This is a genomic window from Enterococcus sp. DIV0183 (assembly GCF_050541505.1).
GTDB classification, from domain to species: Bacteria; Bacillota; Bacilli; order Lactobacillales; family Enterococcaceae; genus Enterococcus; species Enterococcus faecalis.
In genome coordinates, this window is sequence record NZ_CP172932.1 from 470,862 (window position 1) to 491,393 (window position 20,532).

Annotated in this window: 19 protein-coding genes; 13 read left to right on the forward strand and 6 right to left on the reverse strand. The window is 37.8% G+C overall.

Annotation, left to right across the window (positions count from 1 at the left end; translation table 11 throughout):
• Window positions 1-37 precede the first annotated feature (37 nt).
• Window positions 38-523 carry a hypothetical protein gene (locus IGK72_RS02495; RefSeq protein WP_070416176.1) on the forward strand — a complete coding sequence of 162 codons (486 nt, stop codon included), beginning with the start codon at window positions 38-40 and terminating at the stop codon, window positions 521-523.
• A 263-nt stretch (window positions 524-786) separates the two neighbouring features.
• Here the strand turns inward: IGK72_RS02495 and IGK72_RS02500 are convergent, their stop codons facing one another.
• Window positions 787-1,362, reverse strand: coding sequence for an SHOCT domain-containing protein (locus IGK72_RS02500; protein ID WP_070416175.1), 576 nt, complete (start codon window positions 1,360-1,362; stop codon window positions 787-789).
• A gap of 395 nt (window positions 1,363-1,757) precedes the next feature.
• On the opposite strand from IGK72_RS02500, the gene IGK72_RS02505 reads away from it, so the two are divergent.
• Window positions 1,758-1,991, forward strand: a complete 234-nt coding sequence (locus IGK72_RS02505; protein ID WP_002355504.1) for a hypothetical protein — start codon at window positions 1,758-1,760, stop codon at window positions 1,989-1,991.
• Window positions 1,992-2,173: 182 nt separating this feature from the next.
• Here IGK72_RS02505 and IGK72_RS02510 read toward each other — a convergent pair whose 3' ends face one another.
• Window positions 2,174-3,193 (reverse strand): acyltransferase family protein, encoded by a 1,020-nt coding sequence (locus IGK72_RS02510; protein ID WP_430608893.1) that lies wholly within the window; start codon window positions 3,191-3,193, stop codon window positions 2,174-2,176.
• Between the two features lie 236 nt (window positions 3,194-3,429).
• On the opposite strand from IGK72_RS02510, the gene IGK72_RS02515 reads away from it, so the two are divergent.
• The 5 genes from IGK72_RS02515 (at window position 3,430) to IGK72_RS02535 (ending at window position 8,617) form a co-directional block, all read left to right on the forward strand.
• Complete coding sequence (locus tag IGK72_RS02515; protein ID WP_002363150.1) at window positions 3,430-4,383, forward strand: ABC transporter ATP-binding protein; 954 nt, start codon at window positions 3,430-3,432, stop codon at window positions 4,381-4,383.
• Entirely contained in the window at window positions 4,384-5,901 is a 1,518-nt protein-coding gene (locus tag IGK72_RS02520; protein ID WP_002364825.1) for an ABC transporter permease/substrate-binding protein, read from the forward strand.
• Between the two features lie 141 nt (window positions 5,902-6,042).
• The gene (gene argR, locus IGK72_RS02525) at window positions 6,043-6,498 is read left to right on the forward strand and encodes an arginine repressor (protein WP_002355509.1); all 456 of its coding nucleotides are present in this window, start codon (window positions 6,043-6,045) and stop codon (window positions 6,496-6,498) included.
• 33 nt (window positions 6,499-6,531) lie between these two features.
• Window positions 6,532-8,052 carry a phosphomannomutase/phosphoglucomutase gene (locus tag IGK72_RS02530; RefSeq protein WP_070416173.1) on the forward strand — a complete coding sequence of 507 codons (1,521 nt, stop codon included), beginning with the start codon at window positions 6,532-6,534 and terminating at the stop codon, window positions 8,050-8,052.
• Window positions 8,053-8,062: 10 nt separating this feature from the next.
• Complete coding sequence (locus IGK72_RS02535) at window positions 8,063-8,617, forward strand: GNAT family N-acetyltransferase (RefSeq protein WP_002398141.1); 555 nt, start codon at window positions 8,063-8,065, stop codon at window positions 8,615-8,617.
• A gap of 123 nt (window positions 8,618-8,740) precedes the next feature.
• Here IGK72_RS02535 and IGK72_RS02540 read toward each other — a convergent pair whose 3' ends face one another.
• The gene (locus tag IGK72_RS02540) at window positions 8,741-9,604 is read right to left on the reverse strand and encodes an RluA family pseudouridine synthase (RefSeq protein WP_002364824.1); all 864 of its coding nucleotides are present in this window, start codon (window positions 9,602-9,604) and stop codon (window positions 8,741-8,743) included.
• Window positions 9,605-9,946: 342 nt separating this feature from the next.
• Between IGK72_RS02540 and IGK72_RS02545 the strand changes: the two genes are divergently transcribed.
• From IGK72_RS02545 to IGK72_RS02565, 5 genes are all read left to right on the forward strand, one after another.
• Window positions 9,947-12,133 (forward strand): PBP1A family penicillin-binding protein, encoded by a 2,187-nt coding sequence (locus IGK72_RS02545; protein WP_002355517.1) that lies wholly within the window; start codon window positions 9,947-9,949, stop codon window positions 12,131-12,133.
• Window positions 12,134-12,195: 62 nt separating this feature from the next.
• On the forward strand, window positions 12,196-12,537 hold the full coding sequence (locus IGK72_RS02550) for a YlbF family regulator (RefSeq protein ID WP_002355518.1): 342 nt from the start codon (window positions 12,196-12,198) through the stop codon (window positions 12,535-12,537).
• Between the two features lie 155 nt (window positions 12,538-12,692).
• A complete protein-coding gene (locus IGK72_RS02555) occupies window positions 12,693-13,928 on the forward strand; it encodes a DNA repair exonuclease (protein WP_010818272.1) in 1,236 nt (411 codons plus the stop codon).
• Window positions 13,925-16,636: an ATP-binding protein gene (locus IGK72_RS02560; RefSeq protein ID WP_002407334.1), complete on the forward strand. Its 2,712-nt coding sequence runs from the start codon at window positions 13,925-13,927 to the stop codon at window positions 16,634-16,636. Before IGK72_RS02555 ends, IGK72_RS02560 begins: the two co-directional genes overlap by 4 nt.
• Complete coding sequence (locus IGK72_RS02565; RefSeq protein ID WP_002366162.1) at window positions 16,633-17,577, forward strand: 3'-5' exoribonuclease YhaM family protein; 945 nt, start codon at window positions 16,633-16,635, stop codon at window positions 17,575-17,577. Before IGK72_RS02560 ends, IGK72_RS02565 begins: the two co-directional genes overlap by 4 nt.
• 39 nt (window positions 17,578-17,616) lie before the next feature.
• Here the strand turns inward: IGK72_RS02565 and IGK72_RS02570 are convergent, their stop codons facing one another.
• The 3 genes from IGK72_RS02570 to IGK72_RS02580 form a co-directional block, all read right to left on the reverse strand.
• Window positions 17,617-18,645, reverse strand: coding sequence for a peptidylprolyl isomerase (locus tag IGK72_RS02570; RefSeq protein ID WP_002355524.1), 1,029 nt, complete (start codon window positions 18,643-18,645; stop codon window positions 17,617-17,619).
• A 162-nt stretch (window positions 18,646-18,807) separates the two neighbouring features.
• The gene (locus IGK72_RS02575; protein ID WP_070416172.1) at window positions 18,808-19,152 is read right to left on the reverse strand and encodes a YtxH domain-containing protein; all 345 of its coding nucleotides are present in this window, start codon (window positions 19,150-19,152) and stop codon (window positions 18,808-18,810) included.
• Entirely contained in the window at window positions 19,153-19,578 is a 426-nt protein-coding gene (locus tag IGK72_RS02580; protein ID WP_002355527.1) for an HIT family protein, read from the reverse strand. It abuts the gene before it with no gap.
• A 215-nt stretch (window positions 19,579-19,793) separates the two neighbouring features.
• On the opposite strand from IGK72_RS02580, the gene IGK72_RS02585 reads away from it, so the two are divergent.
• Window positions 19,794-20,531, forward strand: a complete 738-nt coding sequence (locus IGK72_RS02585) for an ABC transporter ATP-binding protein (protein ID WP_002363160.1) — start codon at window positions 19,794-19,796, stop codon at window positions 20,529-20,531.
• The last annotated feature ends 1 nt before the right edge of the window (window position 20,532 follow it).

The following is a 20,532-nucleotide window of genomic DNA, read 5'->3' on the forward strand; positions in this document are numbered from 1 at the left end:
ACGTTCGTATAATGTTTCTGATAGGAGAGTGTATCAGATGGTGAGACGAACTAAAAAAGAGTTTAAACCTTACAACGAGTATGTTGACAGGCCATTCGAATTAAAGTGGCCCACGGCTTTTCCATTGGGCGAATTAACAGAAGCAATTAAAAATACAGACGAATACCACGCTCGAAACATCGAGCGATTACCCCAACAATCCCAACAGCAAATAGAATATTTTTTAGATCGCTCTATTAAGCAAAACAAAGTGTTAGAGATTCAATTGAATTCGTTAGATGAATATGACCGTGTGAAACCACATGTTTTTGGTGTATTTCGTGGCATGGCAGAATTCGATGTTGTGCTAATTGGTGAACAAGAAATCGATTTTTATGATATTAGAAACATTCAGATTCATAATTTCACCAAGTGGAGTGAAGAACATATACTTGAAGAAAATCCATTTGAAGAAGAAACGGAACATTGCGAAACGATAGATGAATTCGTAGACGAATATTTCGATGATGAATGGATAGAATAATAAAACCCCAACTTTACCTCTAGTTGGGGTTTTATTTTATGAACTAATCAATTTTCTAACAGCTTACTAGTCAATTGAAGAAACTAAATTTATTTAAGAATTCCAAAACGTAAGACTATATCTATTAGAAGTATGCTAATAATAATCCACAAGGTTATACGTTTGTGAATAGGTTTACAGTCATGAAAAATACTTCTTATTTGTTGTCTTCGTTTGCTTAAATGTTTTTTTATTTTTGCCATAACATATCTCCCAAATATCTATTACAAATCTAACAATTTCTGTTTCTTTTTATCAAATTCCTCTTGAGAAAGAATCCCCATATCTAAAAGTTCTTTTAATTTTTTTAAATTATCAAATTGGTCTATTGCATTATCACTTGATGTTTGTGTTTCTATGTTATCCAATATATAGTTTAAACCACCTAAAATTTCCTTTGCGGTGTTTGCCATTTGCTTATACATGAATTTTGACTTGTCAATTTTAAAAGTTATTAGCTTTATGAATTTAGTAGGTTTAGGACTATTTTTAACGTGAATCATTATATCTAATTGGGAGCAATAATTTTTATCTTCTTTTTTTATTTTTGATGCACCGGTAATCGCAGCACCTGAAGTTCCAAATAGTATTCCGCCTAATGCTGCTCTTCCTAAGCTTATGCCTCCATGAGTAACTTGATTTCCATCTTCGATTAGTTCAAAGCTAATTAAATCAGTATAATTAAAAATTTCACTTTTATATTTAAATAGTTTTCTTGTTTCATCTATTTTTATAGGACCGTAAGAGCTAGTTTCTGTAAATTCAATATCATCTTTCTTTTTATGATTGAATAAGCCCATAATTATCCACCCTTTCTATATTCAGTTTTTACTGTTTAGATATTGCCTTAAATAACCAGTTTGTTAGTATTAGAAATACTTTCAATTTATTTTATCATTAATTTTCTACTATAGAAAGAAATTATGTATAGGTAAGCCTGCCCGACATTCGTTCCTAGTTGTGGAAAAGTTGTGATTTTTTATTTTGCTGCTTAAAAAAACCTTTTTTTTCAAGGAATTCAAAGCTTTGCTATTTATCGTTTAGCGAAGTAAAGTAAAAAAGCTGTTTTCGATTTTCGAAAACAGCTTTTTTTGCAATTTTTGCCTTTTAAAAACCCAAAATCAGAACCGTCAATTTACTGAAAATTTCTTGCAAATCAAAGGATCCCACGATACGATAAATAGGAGAAAAGGCAATGAGTGAAACACTTATTGTTAACTATTTAATCAAAGGACGTGTGAAAATGAACGTAGAAGAATTAGTTCAAAAAGCAAAAGATTTAATTGGAGAAGGTAACGTGGAACATGCGCAACAATTCATTGAAGAACATAAAGATGAATTAGGCGAACACTATCATAAAATTACAGCGATGTTAGCTGATACAACGACCGATGGTTTGTTTGATAAAATTAAAGGATTGTTTCAATAGTTGAAAAAAATCTGAGATAAAAGTGGAGGATGAGACAAAAGTGTTTAGCTCCAAGAACCAAGTAGGTACGATGATTTCATCTGTTCATGCTTCACAGTGAAACATTGCAACTCTCGCCGTTTAACAGTTTTTGAGCGTGGAGCAAAAATCCAAAGTGATTTTTGTCCCACGCTCTTCTTTTTTTATTTAACTTTTAACCATTGTTTTGGCAACACATACGCAATTGGATTAAAAAGATAATCCGCTCCCCGTTTCACCACAGGCATATTCGTAATAGCTAAAATGAAGAGGGCTAAGAAGAAAAGTGCCAGGATTCGGAAAGCAAACCATTCTTTAAAGAGTGTGTCTAATTGCAAACCACTTTCCAACAGAATAATTAAGGGCATATGCAAGAGATAAGGGTAGAGGGTATCTTTTCCGAGGGCGCTTAAAGGTAACTTTCGTTTCGGCAATAATGCAAACCAAGAAAGAGACACCAATGCTGCAGCAACGTAAAAGAACAGCTGAATGAAACTACTGTATTCAAAGGCCGGACTAATTTCAGCGTAGGAAGCCCAACCAGTTAAGAAGCCCCAAAATTTCGTTGCCAATGACCATTGACTATTTACAAATAAAAAGGAGCTTAAAATTACGCCTATCGCTGCCCATTTGACTTTGCGATGATCTAAAAAGGTTTGTAGCTTTTGAATATCCATTAAGTAGCCACAATAGAAGAAAGGGAAGAAGCCCAGAGTCCGTCCTAAAGACAAGAAACCTTCCACAGGCAAATAGCCTGAGGCGCAGCCGATAACAATGATGATGAGCAACATGATTTTCGGCTGAACGCGCTGAAGAAAGATGGTAATTAAGTAGAAACTTGCTAAGGAAAGTAAGTACCAAGGAACGCCTGTTTCGTTCAGTAAATCAAAATTCATTTTATTTGCAAAGGCGAAATTAGCAAGCGTAATCAACAACTTCGCTAAGAGATAAAGCCAAACAAAGGAAAGTAAGCGTAGATATTTTCGTTGTTTAATGGCATGTTTACTAAAGAGTCCAGAGACAAAAATAAAGGCTGGCATATGGAATGAATAGATCCAAAAGTTGATCGTTTCCATGAGTCGTGAAGGAGAAGCTTCACGATCTAAAATATGCCCAAAAATCACTAAGAAAATTAAAAAAAGTTTCACGTTGTCCCATTTATAAATTCGCTTGTCGTTTTCCATAACGATCACTCCTTTTAGTAGAAAACAGTTCACTTTTGTTTAAGGCAGAAGAGGACAATTTTTCCATTCATTGAGTAGATAATTGTAGATACGAACCGGCAGCCGTTAAATGAGCCCCCACATACTTGCGCTTAAAACAAAAAATTAGGCAGGATGTTAGTCTTAAATTATACTGAAAGAGTGACGATCCTCCAAAGATTTTGTTTATTAAGAAGTGAAAGATGCGGTGAAAATAAATGATAAAATTTCAAAATGTTTCAAAAGTATATCAAGAAAATGCTGTTTTGTCCGATGTGAATTTAACAATCCAACAAGGCGAATTTTTTGTATTAGTAGGGCCGAGTGGTAGTGGAAAAACGACGACTTTGAAAATGATTAATCGGCTCATTGAGCCAACGACAGGTGAAGTGGCTCTCAATGAGCAAGCGGTAACCAACTACCCTTTACGTGAATTACGACTAAAAATTGGCTATGTTCTTCAGCAAATTGCCTTATTTCCTAACTTAACCGTGGCGGAAAATATTGAGTTGATTCCTGAAATGAAAAAATGGCCCAAAGAGCAACGCAGAGAGCGAACCATTGAACTATTGAAAAAAGTTCAGCTGGATCCTGAGGAATATCTGCATCGTAAGCCAGCAGCGCTTTCAGGAGGCGAACAACAACGTATCGGGATTTTACGCGCCATTGCAGCCGAACCAGAAGTGATTTTAATGGATGAACCTTTTAGCGCGCTAGATCCGATTTCAAGACATCATCTTCAACGTTTGGTGAAAGAACTTCATCAGGAATTAGCGAGTACCATTGTTTTTGTGACCCATGATATGAATGAAGCTTTACTGTTAGGAGAGCGCATCTGTATTATGGACGCTGGCAAAATTATTCAAGTCGATACGCCAGAAGCCATTCAAAAACATCCGAAAAATAATTTTGTCGGTCAATTTTTCAAACAATCTTCGCCAGAACTAGCGAACTATTGTGGCGCTGACTTGACTGCATTTTTAGAAGCCGCAGATGAGACGATTGAGCCAGTGCCAACTGTTTTCATGGAAACCAATTTAAAAGAGATTGTCCAACTCATTAATGCACAAGAGAAAGCAAATTTAGTAGAAAAACAACAAGTTTTAGGGTGTATCACCTCAAAAACGATTACTCGTTTTATGGAACAGCTGTTGGAAAGCGAGGGACAGTAGATGCAAGCACTGATTGAAACTTTTTTCGCTCGAAAAGAAGAATATCTGCAAGCGTTAATCGAGCATATGCAATTGTCCTTTATCTCGTTATTATTCGCTGCGTTGATTGCAATTCCTTTAGCCATTTATTTAACAAGTCATCGTAAGTTAGCGGAAAGTCTGTTACAAGTGACTGGGATTTTCCAAACCATCCCTTCTTTAGCCTTGCTAGGCTTACTGATTCCGTTAATTGGTATTGGTCGACCACCGGCAATTGTTGCGCTAGTGATTTATGCCTTATTCCCAATTTTACAAAACACCTATACTGGTTTGACGGAAATTGATCCTTCGTTAGAAGAAGCTGCAGAAGCATTTGGGATGAGTAAAAAAGAAAAACTGTTTAAGTTTGAGTTACAAATGGCGTTACCATTTATTATTTCTGGGATTCGAACGGCTACCGTTTTAATTATTGGTACGGCCACGTTGGCGGCGTTAATTGGAGCAGGTGGTTTAGGGACCTTCATTTTATTAGGAATTGATCGAAATAATTTATCGTTGATTTTTATTGGAGCTCTTTCATCAGCTGCACTAGCAGTCTTATTTAATTATGGAATTCATTGGTTGGAAAAAGCGAATGGGCGGCGACTAATCATTGGCGGTACTATTTTAGGCCTTTTGTTAGGTGGTTCATTTTTCTGGAATCAACAAACTTCTTCAAAGGAAAAACAGCTGACAATTGCTGGCAAATTAGGAGCGGAACCAGATATTATTATTAATATGTATAAAGCCTTAATTGAAGAAAATAGCGACATTCAGGTGACGTTAAAGCCAAACTTTGGCAAGACTACTTTTTTATATAATGCCTTGAAATCAGATGAAATCGATCTTTATCCGGAATTTACAGGAACAGTGATCGAAACCTTTTTAAAAAATCCTCCTCAGCTAGACAATCAACCTCAAGTAGTCTATGAAGCGGCACGCGCTGGCTTGAAAAAACAAGAAAACCTTACTTTGTTGAAACCGATGCGCTATGAAAATACGTATGCCGTCGCAGTTAAGCGCTCATTTGCAAAAGCGCATCAATTAAAAACGATTAGTGATTTACAGAAAATTAGCAATCAGTTGAAAGCAGGTTTTACGTTAGAATTTATTGATCGGCAAGATGGTTATAAGGGATTACAAGAAAAATATCATTTAAATCTGAATGTCCAATCGATGGAACCGGCATTACGCTATCAAGCGATTAATAATGGTGAGGTAAATGTGATTGATGCCTATTCAACGGATAGTGAATTGAAACAATACGATTTAGTAACGTTAGAAGATGATCAAGCGCTATTTCCGCCTTATCAAGGAGCACCACTTATTAAAACAGCAACGTTGGAAAAATATCCAGAATTAGCAGAAATATTGAATAAATTGGCAGGAAAAATTAGCGAAGAAGAAATGAGTGAAATGAATTATCAAGTCAATGTGGAGGGGCAAGATCCTAGCATAGTGGCGAAAGACTATTTAAAAGAAAAGAATCTTCTTAAATAAGTATTTTTTACTGAAAAAGACTGGTATATAAACATTTATCCAGTCTTTTTCAGATAAATAAAGAGTTTAATGTGAAAAGTACCTGTATTTTTACTCATTTTTGGATATAATAAAAGAAATGAATGGAGAGGAGTGGTCTATATGAAAAAAGCAGAACGTCAACGTTTGATTAAACAATTAATTATGCAACAAGAAATTGAAACACAAGATGAATTAATCACTCGTTTGGAAGAACTTGGCGTCCGAGCCACTCAAGCGACTGTTTCAAGAGATATCCGTGAAATGAGTATTGTTAAAACACATGGTGCAGATGGTCGTGTCAAATATGCAATTTTTTCTCAAGCACAAGGCACAAGCAGTGAAGAGAAATTACGAGAATCAGTGAAAGATTCAGTTGTTCGAATGGAGCGAGTACAATTTATTGTCATCTTGCATACAGAGATGGGAAATGCCGATGTGGTGAGTAACTTTTTAGATGAAGTAGCTTATCCGGAAGTGGCGGGTACAGTGGCTGGTGCGGATACGATTATTGTGATTACACGTTCAGAAGAGGATGCGGAACACTTTATCGAACGTATCGAAAATATGATTTTTTAAAATTGAAAGCATCAATAGAAGGGAGTTTTTTTCTTGGTAGAATTGAAAGCGCTACAAAATGGTTCGGATATTCGGGGAATTGCTTTGGATACGGAAGAGCAAACTGCAACATTAACCGCAACAGTAGTAGCCGAAATTGCGGTGGGCGTGGTTCGTTGGTTACAGGATAAAAAACAGCTGCCACGAAAGGCACAACAGCGCCTGACAATTGCAATCGGACATGATAGTCGTCTAACGGCGGATCCGATTAAGCAAGCATTAGTAGATACGTTTCTTTCATTAGGTATTCAGGTGATTGACGTTGGTTTAGCTACGACGCCTGCTATGTTTATGGCTACTCAATTTCCAACGCTTCAATGTGATGCAGCGATTATGATCACAGCTAGCCATTTGCCTTACTATTTTAATGGCTTGAAGTTCTTCACAGCAGAAGGTGGAGCAGAGAAAGAAGATATTCGGTATATTTTATCTCATACTGATCCGCTGACAGCCAATGAAAATGGCACACTGATGAAGCAAGAGTTACTGCCAATTTATGCGGAACATTTGGTGGCAAAAATCCGCCAAGGAATTCATTCGCCCGAAGAGAAACCTTTACAGGGCTTTCGAATTATCGTTGATGCGGGTAATGGGGCTGGGGGCTTCTTTGCGGAGCAGGTTCTTCAAGTTTTGGGCGCTGATACGACGGGATCACAGTTTTTAGAACCAGATGGGCATTTTCCTAATCATGTACCTAATCCAGATAATTCTGAAGCAATGAAAAGTATTCAAACAGCTGTTTTAGCTAATCAGGCAGATTTGGGCATTATTTTTGATACAGATGTAGATCGTTCGGCCGTAGTGGACCAATCAGGTGAGGTACTAAACCGAAATAATTTAATTGCTGTTTTAGCGGCAATCGTTTTAAAAGAAGCGCCTGGTAGTTATATTGTGACAAATTCGCCAACCTCAAGTCATTTAAAAACATTTATTGAAGAAAAAGGCGGCCAACAGATTCGTTATATTTCTGGTTACCGAAATGTCATTAATAAAATGATTGAATTGAATCATGGGGGCTTTCAGACACCGTTAGCCATTGAAACCAGTGGTCATGCAGCGTTTCAAGAAAACTACAATCTGGATGATGGTGCATATGTCGTGGCGAAAATTTTAATGTTGTTACCAGAATTGAAACAAAACAATCAAACGTTAGGAGATCTGATTGCTACATTGAAGCAACCGGCAGAAACCAACGAATTTCGCTTCAAAATTACTGCGGAGGATGTTACTTGTTATGGGCAACAAGTCTTGCGAGACTTTGAATTGTTTGTAGAAAATCAAGCAGACTTTGCTGTGGACCGTGAAAACCAAGAAGGTGTTCGGGGAAACGTGTCTGGTCAATATGGCAGTGGTTGGTTTTTGCTACGCTTAAGTCTGCATGAACCGTTGCTTGTTCTTCAGGTAGAGAATGACCAAAGCGATAAAAATGCGTGTGTCATCGAAAAAATTGCCACTTTTTTACAAAAATACGAGGAAATAGATAGTCAGCAAATAGAAAATAATTTAGGAAATTAAAGGTGTTCTTATGGAAAATGTTTTAAAAGGAAAACACGTTGGCTTTTCTCATTTTAGAGAAGAATATATCGAACATATTGCAAAGCAGCAATGGGATAATGAATTGCTTCGGCATTTGAGCTGGGATGCTTTACATCCGTGGGGGCTTGAAGAATGGAAAGATTTCACAATTAATAAAGGAGAAGATGATCGATTTCTATTTGCTATTTTAGAAAATACGACAGAGGAATTTATTGGTTGGGTTTCGTTGTCTGATGTACAGTTGAAAAATAGAGGGGCCAATTTAGGGATTGCTATTTTACAAAAAGAGCAACGTGGTCAAGGATATGGCTTTGAGGCGGTGTCTTTAATTTGTAAATTTGCTTTTTATGAATTGGGCTTGCACAAAATCAGATTAGCTGTCAATAGTAACAATCAAAAAGCGATTCATGTTTATGAAAAAGTAGGCTTCAAAAAAGAAGGAATTGATAGAGAAGCGTTATTTCAAGATGGCCAATGGCTGGATATCTACAATTACGGAATTTTACAAAAAGAGTGGCTACAAATGATTAAGGCTGAGAGTTAGCTCAGGAACTGTTTAACACCAAGACACTGAGCAAACGCAGATATGCCGTTCTCAGCAGTGAATGTGCGGTAAAATAAAAAAACAGAAGAAATCGGCGGTTACCGTCCGATTTCTTCTGTTTTTTTACCATAGGCCAGGCGCTGCAGTCACAACGATTTGTTTTTTTGTAAACGGATGGAGTAAATGAAGTTGTGAAGCATGGAGCATTAAACGAGCTGCCTGCGATTTTGGGTTGTATAACGGATCACCAATAATTGGATGCCCTTCGCTAGCTAAATGGACCCGAATTTGGTGCGTCCGACCTGTTTCTAAAACACAGGTAACTGCGGTTTGATTGTTAGAAAGAGCTTGGACCACTTGGACATGTGTAATCGCTGAATCCCCTTTTTGAGGATCAATCCGTCGTTTCCGGCGATCATGTCGATCACGACCAATCGGCTGATTGATTGTCTGTTCTTTTTGGTTAAAGTGACCAGCTACAATCGCTTGATATTGACGGTAAATTTGTTTTGTTTCTAATAAACGCCCTAAAATAGGTAAGACAAAAGGATTTTTAGCAAAGACAATCGCACCACTGGTTTCTTTATCTAATCGATGAACGACATAAGGGACCTGATTTTTCTCAGCTAAATAGGCAGCAACATGATTTAACAAGGTGTCTGTTTCCTGTGGCTGATTTGGATGGGTTTTAATGCCATAAGGTTTATTTACAATCATTAAATGTTCGTCTTCATATAAAACCTTCACACGCGTTGCTTCCCCCAAATGAATAGTGGGACGCACATAATCGGTTTCTTCAAACGTTAAGGTGACACAATCGCCAGCTTGGACTGGAAAATGAAAAGCAGCTGTTTCTCCGTTGATTTTGACATTTTTTCGCGTGCGTAAAAAATGGCGCACTTTTCGAGGGACTAGCCACTCATTTTCTAATAGTTCTTTTACAGTCATTGTTGAAAAATTTTCAGGTAATCTCATTGAATATTCCACCAAATCCCACCTTTCACTGATTCGCTATTTAGTGTAACAAAGCTACTCAAAAGGTCAAGTCAGAACGGAAAAAAAGCTGAAATTTGTTAGAAAGGCAGTTCCTTGAGAGATTCTTAAACAAATTTACATAAAAAACGAAGAAAAGCATGATAGAATAGAGGCTAAATAAAGACTCGTTTCTAAACGTAAGCAATTATTTACCTCTAGCGAAGGCCACATTTCCTTTGCTACAGCGAAAAGATCATTGAAATTGTTTTTCAAGAATTTTTCATGCTTTAGACCTAGGTCGTACCCACAAGAATATGGTAGACTTAGCCAAGAAACGTAAATAGAGGGAGTACTATGGACAATCTTAAACAATTTTTTAGTAAAGTCGGTGTCGGATTACGTCATTTTTGGACGTGGATAAAGCCTTATTTAATACAATTCCATCAAGCCAGAAAGCGGATTTGGAAAAAGTATCAAATCAATAAAATTTTCTTGTTAATTGGTTTGGTAGTCGCTTTAGGTGCCAGTATTTATTTATTTTACTTAGCCAAGTCCGCAAACGTTGAGACCCTAAAATCGGGGCTAAGTGAATCAACACGTGTTTATGATGAATCAGGAGAGGAAGTCGGAAAATTATTCGGGCAAAAAGGGACTTTTGTGGAACTGGATAATATTTCTCCTTATATTCAAGATGCGGTTATTTCAACTGAAGATCGCGGGTTTTATCAACATAAAGGGTATTCCATCAAAGGGATTGCCCGTGCGGTTGTTGGAAAATTGACCTTTGGGAAAATCGGTGGCGGTGGTGGCGGAAGTACAATTACGCAGCAATTAGCCAAAAATGCTTACTTAACGCAAGAGCAAACGTTAGATAGGAAAGCCAGAGAATTATTCTTAGCGATTGAAATCGAAAAGAAATATTCGAAAAAAGATATCTTGGCAATGTATTTAAATAATTCTTATTTTGGTAATGGTGTCTGGGGCGTGCAAGATGCAGCTCGTAAATACTTTGGCGTGGATGCGTCCCAAGTTACAGTGGGGGAAGCCGCAACGCTAGCGGGCATGTTAAAAGGGCCAGGAATTTATAACCCAATTGATTACATTGACAATGCCACAGCGCGACGGAATACCGTTTTACAACTAATGGTCGACAATAAAAAACTATCTCAAGAAGAAGCCAATCAAGAAGCGAGTGTTAACTTAGCGAGTCTATTAAATGACACCTATGTTGGCGACGAAAATAGTTACAAATATCCATATTATTTTGATGCGGTAATTGATGAAGCGGTCAATCGTTATAAATTTAAAGAAGAAGATATTTTAAATAAAGGCTACAAGATTTACACGTCTTTAAATCAAAAATATCAAGATGCGATGGATGCAACTTATAAAAATGATGCACTATTTCCACCCAATGCAGAAGATGGTGCCATGGTTCAAAGTGGCTCTGTAGCCATTGATCCGAAAACCGGCGGCGTGCAAGCACTGGTGGGCGGTCGAGGGGAACACGTTTATCGAGGCTTTAACTTTGCAACGCAAACAAAACGTTCACCAGGCTCGTCCTTAAAACCAATTTCTGTCTATACACCAGCTTTAGAGGCTGGCTATAAACCAGACTCTGTTTTAGAAGATAAACCACAAGATTATTATCCAGCGCAAAACTATAGCCGCACGTACAGTGGAGAAGTTCCTATGTATCAAGCCTTAGGAGAAAGCTTAAATTTACCAGCGGTGTGGTTATTACATCAAATTGGTTTAGATAAAGGCTATGAAAAAACAGAGAAATTTGGCATTCCGTTATCAGAAAAAGATCGATATTATGGTTTAGCACTTGGGGGATTACAAACGGGTGTTTCGCCACTAACTATGGCGGGAGCTTATAGTGCCTTTGCCAATGAAGGCTATAAAACTGAAACGCATTTAATTACAAAAATCGTCGACTCAACTGGCGCAATTGTAGTTGATAATACTAAAGTCAAGAAAGAACAAGTCATTACCAAAGATGTTGCAGACGGGATTACAAGTATGTTACTAGGGGTCTTTAGTTCTGGGAGCGGGGTCAACGCACAACCAGCAGGCTACGTAATGGCTGGTAAAACAGGTACGACAGAAACCAACTTCGATAGTAGTAAAACGAACGATCAGTGGGTGATTGGTTATACACCAGAAGTTGTCATTGCTACTTGGTTAGGCTTCCAAGAAACCAGTAAAACCCATTATTTGGAAGGCAGTAGCGCTACGTATGCCTCACAGGTGTTCAACAGTCAAGCCAGTGGCATCTTGCCACAAGTCAAACAAGCACAATTTCCTGTCGCGGATGCTTATGCCACAGGTGGGAAAGTTGTTGATAGCAACGATAGTTTAACTGGTGGTGCCAATTCTAATTGGCGGGATAACTTGAAAGACTTTGGAAATTCTGTTCAAGACGGCGCTAGCAATTTCGGAGATACATTGAATGAAGTTGGGGGACAAATTAAAGACGGCGCGAAAAAAGTCAAAGACAAGATTGAAGGAATTTTCGGAGGCTTATTAGGAAATTAGTTGGGAAAACCTAAGAGAAATGGTACAATAAAGATGAAACTATTGAGAAAAGAGGGATTCCATTGAGTAACATTTATGATACAGCCAATCAGATTGAACGTGAACTACGTGAGTTAGACGAATTTAAAGCATTACAAGCAGCGTATGAAGAAGTAAAAGCAGACGAAGCAGCTTACACATTGTTTAAAGAATTCCAAGGATTCCAACAAGGACTACAAGAAAAACAAATGCGCGGCGAAGAATTCACGGATGAAGATGCTGAAAAAGCACAAAGCATTGCAACGAAAGTGCAAGAAACAGCAGTTATCAACGAATTAATGCAAAAAGAACAAGCGTTTAGCTTAGTTGTCAATGATTTAAACCGAATTATCATGACTCCTGTGCGTGATATGTATAACGATTAATTTACGTAATTGAACTCTGACAAGTTGTCTATAAGACAATTTGTCAGAGTTTTTCTTTTACTGAAAATAAAAAAACGAACAAATTTTCGTATGTTTTTACTGACCAAGCTGGCAGAAAATGATATGATAAAGGGAGGAAAAAAGGAGGGGAAACGATGAAACTATTGCATACAGCTGATTTACACATGGATCGGTCTTTTGAAGGGTTAACTGGGATCCCGACAGCCTTAGCGAAGCGCTTAAGAGAAGCTAATCAACAATTGTTAATGAATATCGTAACAGTTGCCATTCGAGAAGCGGTGGACTTGGTTATTTTTGCAGGAGATACGTTTCATCAAAGTCAGACCTCTATTTCAATGCAAGCCCAATTGATGGCTGCATTAGAACAGTTGAAACAAGCAGAAATCCCTGTGATTCTAACATTTGGGAATCATGATTACTATAAAAAAGACCGCTATTGGTTTTCTTTTCCAGACAATGTTTTTTTATTTGAAAAAGAAATGGTTGAGACACTGTATTTTGAAACGAGAGCGGGCGAACAAGTGGCTGTTTCGGGGTTTAGTTATGAGCATCCCTGGATTGATGAAAATAAAGCACTAGAATTTCCTATCAAACAAGCAGAATCTGATATTCATATTGGGATTTATCATGGAGACACCAGTCGGAAAGCGCAACAAAATTATGCTCCGTTTACATGGAAGGATTTAAAAGCCACTGGCTATAATTATTGGGCATTGGGCCACATTCATCAGCCGCAAATTGTTAGTGAACAACCGCTAATTGTTTATCCTGGAACACCTCAAGGACACACGAAAAAAGAACAGTCTTTACAAGGGGTTGCAGTGGTCACACTTTCCCAAAATCAAGCGACTGTTCAATTTGAAAAAGTCGCAGAAATAGATTGGACGAATGAAGAAGTATCTCTTGCGCAATGCCGTGACACCCAAAGCGTTTTGTCTTATCTTGAAACCAGTTTGCTGACGAAGTGGCATGCGCATCAGCAACAGCAATTGATGGCGTTGACACTGAAAGAAACGCAACATTTGGATGTGACCGTGGTGCAAGCCATTGTCAATGGTGAACTATTAAGCTACTTACAGCAGCAGCTTTTACAAAAAACGCAAGGTGATTTTTTTGTTTATCGCCTAATATTGCAAGCAGAGGAACCAACGAAAGAACCAATCTATTTAGCCGCTAGTCCCAACTTATTAACGGCATTAGAAAAAACATACTTAGATCCAGTTATTTTTGAAGATACCACCAAGGAATTGTTACGTTATCCAGAATTTGCTGGAATTTTTTCAATGGATGAGCAGTGGCGATTAGAGAGCTTGCGCCTAGCACATGAGCAAATTAATGAAGACTTTACTATTCAGGAGGACCCACTATGAAATTACTTGCAGTAGAGATTGTGGGCTTTGGAAAATGGCAACAACAGAAAATTACATTTGAATCTGGTAATCAATTGCTGTACGGCGCAAATGAAGTTGGCAAGTCCACATTGTATCAATTCATTCAAGCAATGCTGTTTGGGTTTCCCACAAAGGGCAAAAGAAAACGCGATTACGCACCTAAAAATGGTGGCTCGTATGGTGGTCGTTTGTGGTTGGCACATCCTGTGTTTGGGGAAGTTCAAGTCGAGCGTTTTAAAGAAAAAAATAAAGGGCAAGCAATCATTTATTATCAACAACAAATGGGGGATGAAAAAACCTTACAGCAAATGTTACATCCGCTAACGAAAAAGTTATTTCAAGAGGTTTTTACTTTCCAACAAGAACAATTAATTACGAGTGACAAGTTGACAGAAGAGGAACTGCAAACATCCTTGTTAGCCATTGGTGTTTCTGGTAGTCAACAACTTTTGACTTACCGAAATGCGTACTTTAAAGAAGCACAAAAAATCTTTAAAGGCAAAGGGCAGCAGCCATTACTCAATCAGAAGTTGGCGGCTTATCAAGAACTAAAAGAGCAAATTCAAGAGAAAGAAGCGCAGCAACAAACTTTTCAACAATTAGAAGAAACGATTCGCGAAACAGAACAACAGCGAGTGACACTGCAACAACAATTAAAAGAAACGCAACAGGGCTTGTTACAGGTTGCGGAACAGCAACGTCACTTTCCCTTGTACGAAGAATGGCAGTCGCTACCTGAAGAAACAGAGAACGTTGTTTTAGTAAAAGAAGACCAAGTTCAATTAGAAGAAACCTTTCAAGAATATATGTACCTAGACAAAGAACGACAACGTTTGACCAAAGAGTTATCTCTTCAGTCAGAAGCGCTCGATGTTCCAGAAGGCTATGCTTTTTACCTAGAACAAGAAGCATTGATTCAACAATTGTTGAATCAACGCTATGATATGCAACAATTGATGACGGAATCGGAATGGATGACCCAAACCTTTGAGCAAAATCGTCAAGAAATGGTCCTTTTAGAGAACGAATGGTCATGGTCGCCTGAACGACCACCACAGCTTTTTTATGACAACGAAACCGTTCAAAAGTGGCGCCAACAACAAGTTGCGTATACGCAAGCTCTTCAAAAAGGACAAGAACAGAAAGCATTCTTGGCTTCTCAAATTGAAAATCTGGAAGACCAGTTAACGGATTTTGAAAAAGCGCATGCCGCATTTTTTGGTGAAGCGACGCGTGCCCAAAAAGCGCAGAAAACAAGTCAACCACTTTGGTTATTGCTAGGAAGTATCCTTGCATTACTCGGTTTCTTTTTGCCAAGCCCTTTAAAATGGGGCCTAGTTCTCGTGGGAGTTAGTTTTATCGCGAAAGAAGTGCTTAGCTACGCCACTAGAAAAGAAGCTTCCTCTGATGAAGTGAAAGAAGAATGGCAGACGAAACTTTCGCAACTAGATTATTTAAATGAACAGTTCCAACAAGCGCTGAATCAAGAACGTGAGGCACAACTGCAAGTGGAACAACTTGAACAAGCAGTAGCGGAGCAAGCCCAAGTCCATCAATTAGGAAAAATGCAACAAATTGATACTTTAATGAATCAGCGGGAATTGATTACGCGCTATTTATTGCTTGTTCAAACAAATGAAGAACTCATGAGTCAATTGAAGGAAAATCAACAAAAACGCCAAGTATTTGAAGAACAAATCTTCCCATTGATGACGCATTTACCCTTGCAAGGAAAGAGCCTTTCCGAAAAGTTACACTTTTTAGAAGGATTTGCTGAAGAAATGGAGAAGGTTCGCTTTGCTCAGGAGTATCAAGCAGATGGCTATCTCAAACAGCAGTTACGAGAGTTGAAAACTAAACAGCAAGAAGCATTAACACGAATTCAGCCTTTACTAATTCGTTATCGGATTCTATCAATCGCTGATGTTCCAAGTAGGATTCAACAGCTGACCACTCAGCAAGCTCAAGTTGGTCGTGGGCAAGAATTAGCGACACAATTAGGCAATCTGTTTCCAGAAGCGGTAACAGAAGCAGCGTTAAAAGACCGTTCTTTACAACTGGCGCAGCAACAAGCACTGGAAGAAAGCAAGTTAGATAAAATACAAGAACAGTATCAAGCGCTGATTTATGAAAAACAACAATTAATGACGGATGGTACCTTAGATGAGTTGTATCAACGCCAAGCAATTTTAAAAGCGGAAATCAAAGAATTAGCTCAACGTTGGTCTGGGTATCAACTGGCGGGGCAACTGTTAATGGACCTATTAACAGAGCTTTCGGAACAACAATTGCCCAGCTTATTACAGTATGCATCAAGCTACTTTGCACTTTTAACAAGCCAGCGTTATCAATCAATCCAAGTAGCCGAAGGTCAACTAGTTGCGGTGACGAAAGAACAAGAAATGTTTTATTTACATGAATTATCAACTGGCACTAAAGATCAATTGATGATGGCTGTTCGTTTTGCCTTTTTAGCAGTCCAAGGCGAGCAACTGATTTGTCCAATTATCATTGATGATGGCTGGTTACACTATGATCATCAAAGAAAAGCCCAATTAGCTGAATTATTTACTAAATTTGGTCAAAAACAGCAAGTCATTTGTTTTTCTTCTGACCAAGAAATGGTAAGCTATTATCAGGACTTACAACAAAGAGTAATTGCGTTAGAAGGAGGAAGCGTCAAGTGAAAAAATTACGTGAATTAACAGTAGAAGAACTTTTTGAATCATTTGTTCTAATTAAAAATGCCGATGTACGTGTAGCTAAAAATGGGAAAAAGTTTATTGCCTTTACCTTTCAAGACACATCTGGCACGATTGACGGAAAATATTGGGACGCCTCTGAGGATGAAATTACACGGTTTACTGCGGGAAACGTTGTTTTACTGAATGGGAAACGAGAAGTTTATCAAAATAAACCCCAAGTAAAAATTTTACACATGCGTTTAGCGACAGCAGAGGAACCAAGCCAGCCAAGTTTATATATGGAACGAGCGCCTTTGAAAAAAGAAGAGATGGTCGAGGAAATCAATCAAATGATTTTTGAGATTACCAATGCTCATTGGAATCGTATTGTGCGCTATCTCATGACGAAATACCAACAAGAATTTTATGAATTTCCTGCAGCCAAACGGAACCATCATGCTTTTGCGAATGGCTTAGCTTACCACACTGTCTCAATGTTGCGCCTAGGCAAAGCAATTGCTAAGGAATATCCTGAAATTAACACGTCACTATTATACGCGGGGATTATTTTACATGACTTAGGAAAAGTTTTAGAACTATCTGGTGCTATTACGACAGAATATACGGTGGCAGGGAACTTAATTGGTCATTTAGTTTTGGTGGATGAGGAAATTACCAAGGCGTGTTTAGCTTTGAAAATTGATGATCGAGAAGAAGACGTTGTCGTTCTTCGGCACATGGTCTTAGCCCACCATGGATTGTTGGAATATGGCTCACCTGTGCGACCAAGAATTATGGAAGCGGAAATCTTACATCAAATTGATACCATGGATGCGTCCATTCAAATGATGCTAGGGGCAATTCGTCAAACACAGCCTGGGGAGTATACGGAACGAATCTTTGGTTTAGATAACCGCAGTTTCTATGTTCCAAAAGATAAATAAAAAAAGGGAGTGGTCAATCGACCACTCCCTTTTTTATGCTTATTTAGAAGAAGATTCTGTTGTTTTGCTTGAAGAATCTGTTGCTTTTTCAGAGTCGCTTGTTTTGGTATCGCTTGTTTTAGAATCACTTGATTTTGATTCTTTTTTCTCTGAAGAAGCGCTTGAAGATTCAGTTTGCATGTAGCCTGCTAAAGCGTTCTTGAAGGCATCATCTTTAATTTTCACATTGGCCGCTTTTAATTCGTCACTAATGACTTTCGAAACAAATGTTTGATCGGCTAATTTTGTTTCTTCAGCAATTTTCTTGATCTCTTTTTCATAAGGTTTCATGTCATTGCCTTTTGCTTTGTTTTTCGTCATTTTCACTACATAGTAGGTTGTTTGGTAGGTTTGCATATTTGTTGCAGCAATTGGTTCTGACACTTCGCCATCTTTTAATTTGAAGGCAGCTTCTTTAACTTCGGCAGGAACAGTTGTTGCTTGTGAATCAAATTTAATTTTACCGCCATCTTTTTTCGTAGCAGCATCTGTTGATTTTTCTTTAGCAATTTTTGTGAAATCGCCGCCGTCAGTGATTTCTTTCTTGACAGCTTTGGCATCATCTTCTGAAGCAACTTGGATAATTTGTGCTTCTACTTCTGGATGGAAACTTGCCCAAGCTGTTTTTAAGTCTTCATCTGTAATTTTTAAGTGGGCTTTTAGACCTGCATCATAGGCTGCTCTTTGTTTTAACTGTTTCTTGAATGTTTTTTCAGTTAAACCAGCTTGTTTTAATGCATCAGAGAACTTTCCACCTTGTGCTTCTACTTGTTCTTTGGCTTCGTCAAAGTTTTTTTGAATATCTTTGTCAGTTACTTTGTCGCCATATTTTTCTTCAAAAACTTTATAAATAACCATTTGGCTAAACGCTTGTTGGCTCGTGCTTTGTTCTTTAATTTGGTTATAAAAATCATCAACAGTAATTGTTGAACCTTTCATTGTTGCGATATCTTTTGAACCGCTTGAACACGCTGCTAAACTAAAAACGGCCATTGCGCCCGCTGCAGCTAAGATTAGTTTTTTCTTCATTCTCTTATGCACTCCTGTTTTTTTAGTTTTATTTCTGTTATAACTATACCATACCTTATTTTGAAAAAGAAAGAGTCTCAGGCATAGTTTCAAACAAAATTCGTATTTACGTCACACTTTTTATTTTTTTAATAACAAAAGAAATAATTAACATAAAAGACTTTACTTTTGCTTGTTGGTTTGTGTGTCAGGTAATTCAGCCGTGATTTTAGCAATTTGTTCTTTAATTTGAGCAATCCGAGGTTCCGCTTGGAATTTGAAATCAGTGATTTCTTGTTGCAGGTCTTTTGAAAATTCAGTTGCCAGTGGAAGGTTTTCTTCGACAACTGCCAAATTTCGTTGCACCTGATCCCAGTCATTCGTGACTTGATTTTTCAGTGAACGATAGTCCTCTAGCTCATTGATTAAATGTTGGCGTGTTTCTTTCCCGCTTCTTGGAGCAGCCAACAAGCCGCCAATGGTACCAGCAGCTGCGCCAAAAAAGAGACCTTTAATAAATTTTTTCATTTAGTTCACCTGCTTTGCAATGGTCTCAGCAATTTCTTGCATCGCTTCGGCGGAATAGTCCTCTTGATGGTTGCCAAAATGAATAGAGAAATCATCTTCTTTTGAATAACGGGGAATCAAATGAACGTGGGAATGGAAAACGGATTGATAAGCCACTTCCTTATTGTTATTTAAAATGTTTAATCCTTCCATTTCTGGAAAAGCTTTTTCTAATGCTCGTGCTACTTTAGGAATACGAGCAAAGACGTCGCTTGCTAAAACGTCATTATATTCAAAAATATCAGCAACATGTTGTTTTGGAATCATTAAGGTATGCCCTTTGGTCACTTGTGTAATGTCTAAAAACGCGTAGACTTTCTCGTCTTCATAGACTTTATAACTTGGGATTTCGCCGTTGATAATTTTACAAAAAATACAATCATTCATGAAAAATTCCTCTTTTCTCTAGGTTCTTTCCTTTACTTTACCACAAGTTGATTTCTCTGTGGATGAAAAAGTACGTGAGTTCGCTAAAAAGTTCGTTTCATTTCGTGTATAATAAGAGAAAGAAAAAAATCCATTTAATTAAGGGAGTAATTTTTGAATTCTTGGTTCGCTTAGGGTTTAATAATGGTAGAGAGAAAAGGTTGGAGGCAAAAGAAATGAGCTTAACAATTGAACATTTAACAGGAGGTTACGGCCATATTCCTGTCTTAAAAGATATTAATTTTGACGTCAAGTCTGGTGAAATGGTTGGTTTAATTGGCTTGAATGGTGCGGGGAAAAGTACCACCATCAAAAATATTATTGGGTTACTTACGCCGCAAAAAGGCAAAATTATGATTGACGGGGAAACATTGCAACAAGCCCCTGAAGAATATCGTAAAAAAATCGGGTATATTCCGGAAACACCTTCTTTATATGAAGAATTAACATTGAAAGAGCATATCGAAGTAACGGCCTTGGCTTATGATATTCCATTAGAAGAAGCGTTCAAACGAGCAGAACCATTACTAAAAACGTTCCGTTTAGACAATAAATTGGAATGGTTTCCTGCTAATTTTTCAAAAGGCATGAAACAAAAAGTCATGGTACTTTGTGCATTCTTAATTGAACCGAGTTTATATATTATTGATGAACCTTTTCTAGGCTTAGATCCTTTAGCAATTCATGCTTTATTAGAATTAATGGATACGATGCGTAAGCAAGGGGCAGCGATTTTAATGTCCACGCATATTTTAGCAACAGCTGAAAAATATTGTGATCGTTTTGTGGTGCTACACGAAGGGAAATTACGGGCAAACGGTACAATGGCTGAATTACGTGCAGAATTTAATTTACCAGAGTCTTCTTTAGATGATATTTATCTTGCCTTGACGAAGGAAGAAAAGGTGGGGTAAC

What these genes read in the sequence shown, in the direction of transcription:
- IGK72_RS02585 (WP_002363160.1), top strand. Translation starts at nt 19,794, where the DNA reads ATGAGCTTAACAATTGAACATTTAACAGGAGGTTACGGCCATATTCCT.
- IGK72_RS02520 (WP_002364825.1), top strand. Translation starts at nt 4,384, where the DNA reads ATGCAAGCACTGATTGAAACTTTTTTCGCTCGAAAAGAAGAATATCTG.
- IGK72_RS02545 (WP_002355517.1), top strand. Translation starts at nt 9,947, where the DNA reads ATGGACAATCTTAAACAATTTTTTAGTAAAGTCGGTGTCGGATTACGT.
- IGK72_RS02560 (WP_002407334.1), top strand. Translation starts at nt 13,925, where the DNA reads ATGAAATTACTTGCAGTAGAGATTGTGGGCTTTGGAAAATGGCAACAA.
- IGK72_RS02495 (WP_070416176.1), top strand. Translation starts at nt 38, where the DNA reads ATGGTGAGACGAACTAAAAAAGAGTTTAAACCTTACAACGAGTATGTT.
- IGK72_RS02535 (WP_002398141.1), top strand. Translation starts at nt 8,063, where the DNA reads ATGGAAAATGTTTTAAAAGGAAAACACGTTGGCTTTTCTCATTTTAGA.
- argR (WP_002355509.1), top strand. Translation starts at nt 6,043, where the DNA reads ATGAAAAAAGCAGAACGTCAACGTTTGATTAAACAATTAATTATGCAA.
- IGK72_RS02505 (WP_002355504.1), top strand. Translation starts at nt 1,758, where the DNA reads ATGAGTGAAACACTTATTGTTAACTATTTAATCAAAGGACGTGTGAAA.
- IGK72_RS02500 (WP_070416175.1), bottom strand. Translation starts at nt 1,362, where the DNA reads ATGGGCTTATTCAATCATAAAAAGAAAGATGATATTGAATTTACAGAA.
- IGK72_RS02575 (WP_070416172.1), bottom strand. Translation starts at nt 19,152, where the DNA reads ATGAAAAAATTTATTAAAGGTCTCTTTTTTGGCGCAGCTGCTGGTACC.
- IGK72_RS02580 (WP_002355527.1), bottom strand. Translation starts at nt 19,578, where the DNA reads ATGAATGATTGTATTTTTTGTAAAATTATCAACGGCGAAATCCCAAGT.
- IGK72_RS02515 (WP_002363150.1), top strand. Translation starts at nt 3,430, where the DNA reads ATGATAAAATTTCAAAATGTTTCAAAAGTATATCAAGAAAATGCTGTT.
- IGK72_RS02510 (WP_430608893.1), bottom strand. Translation starts at nt 3,193, where the DNA reads ATGGAAAACGACAAGCGAATTTATAAATGGGACAACGTGAAACTTTTT.
- IGK72_RS02555 (WP_010818272.1), top strand. Translation starts at nt 12,693, where the DNA reads ATGAAACTATTGCATACAGCTGATTTACACATGGATCGGTCTTTTGAA.
- IGK72_RS02570 (WP_002355524.1), bottom strand. Translation starts at nt 18,645, where the DNA reads ATGAAGAAAAAACTAATCTTAGCTGCAGCGGGCGCAATGGCCGTTTTT.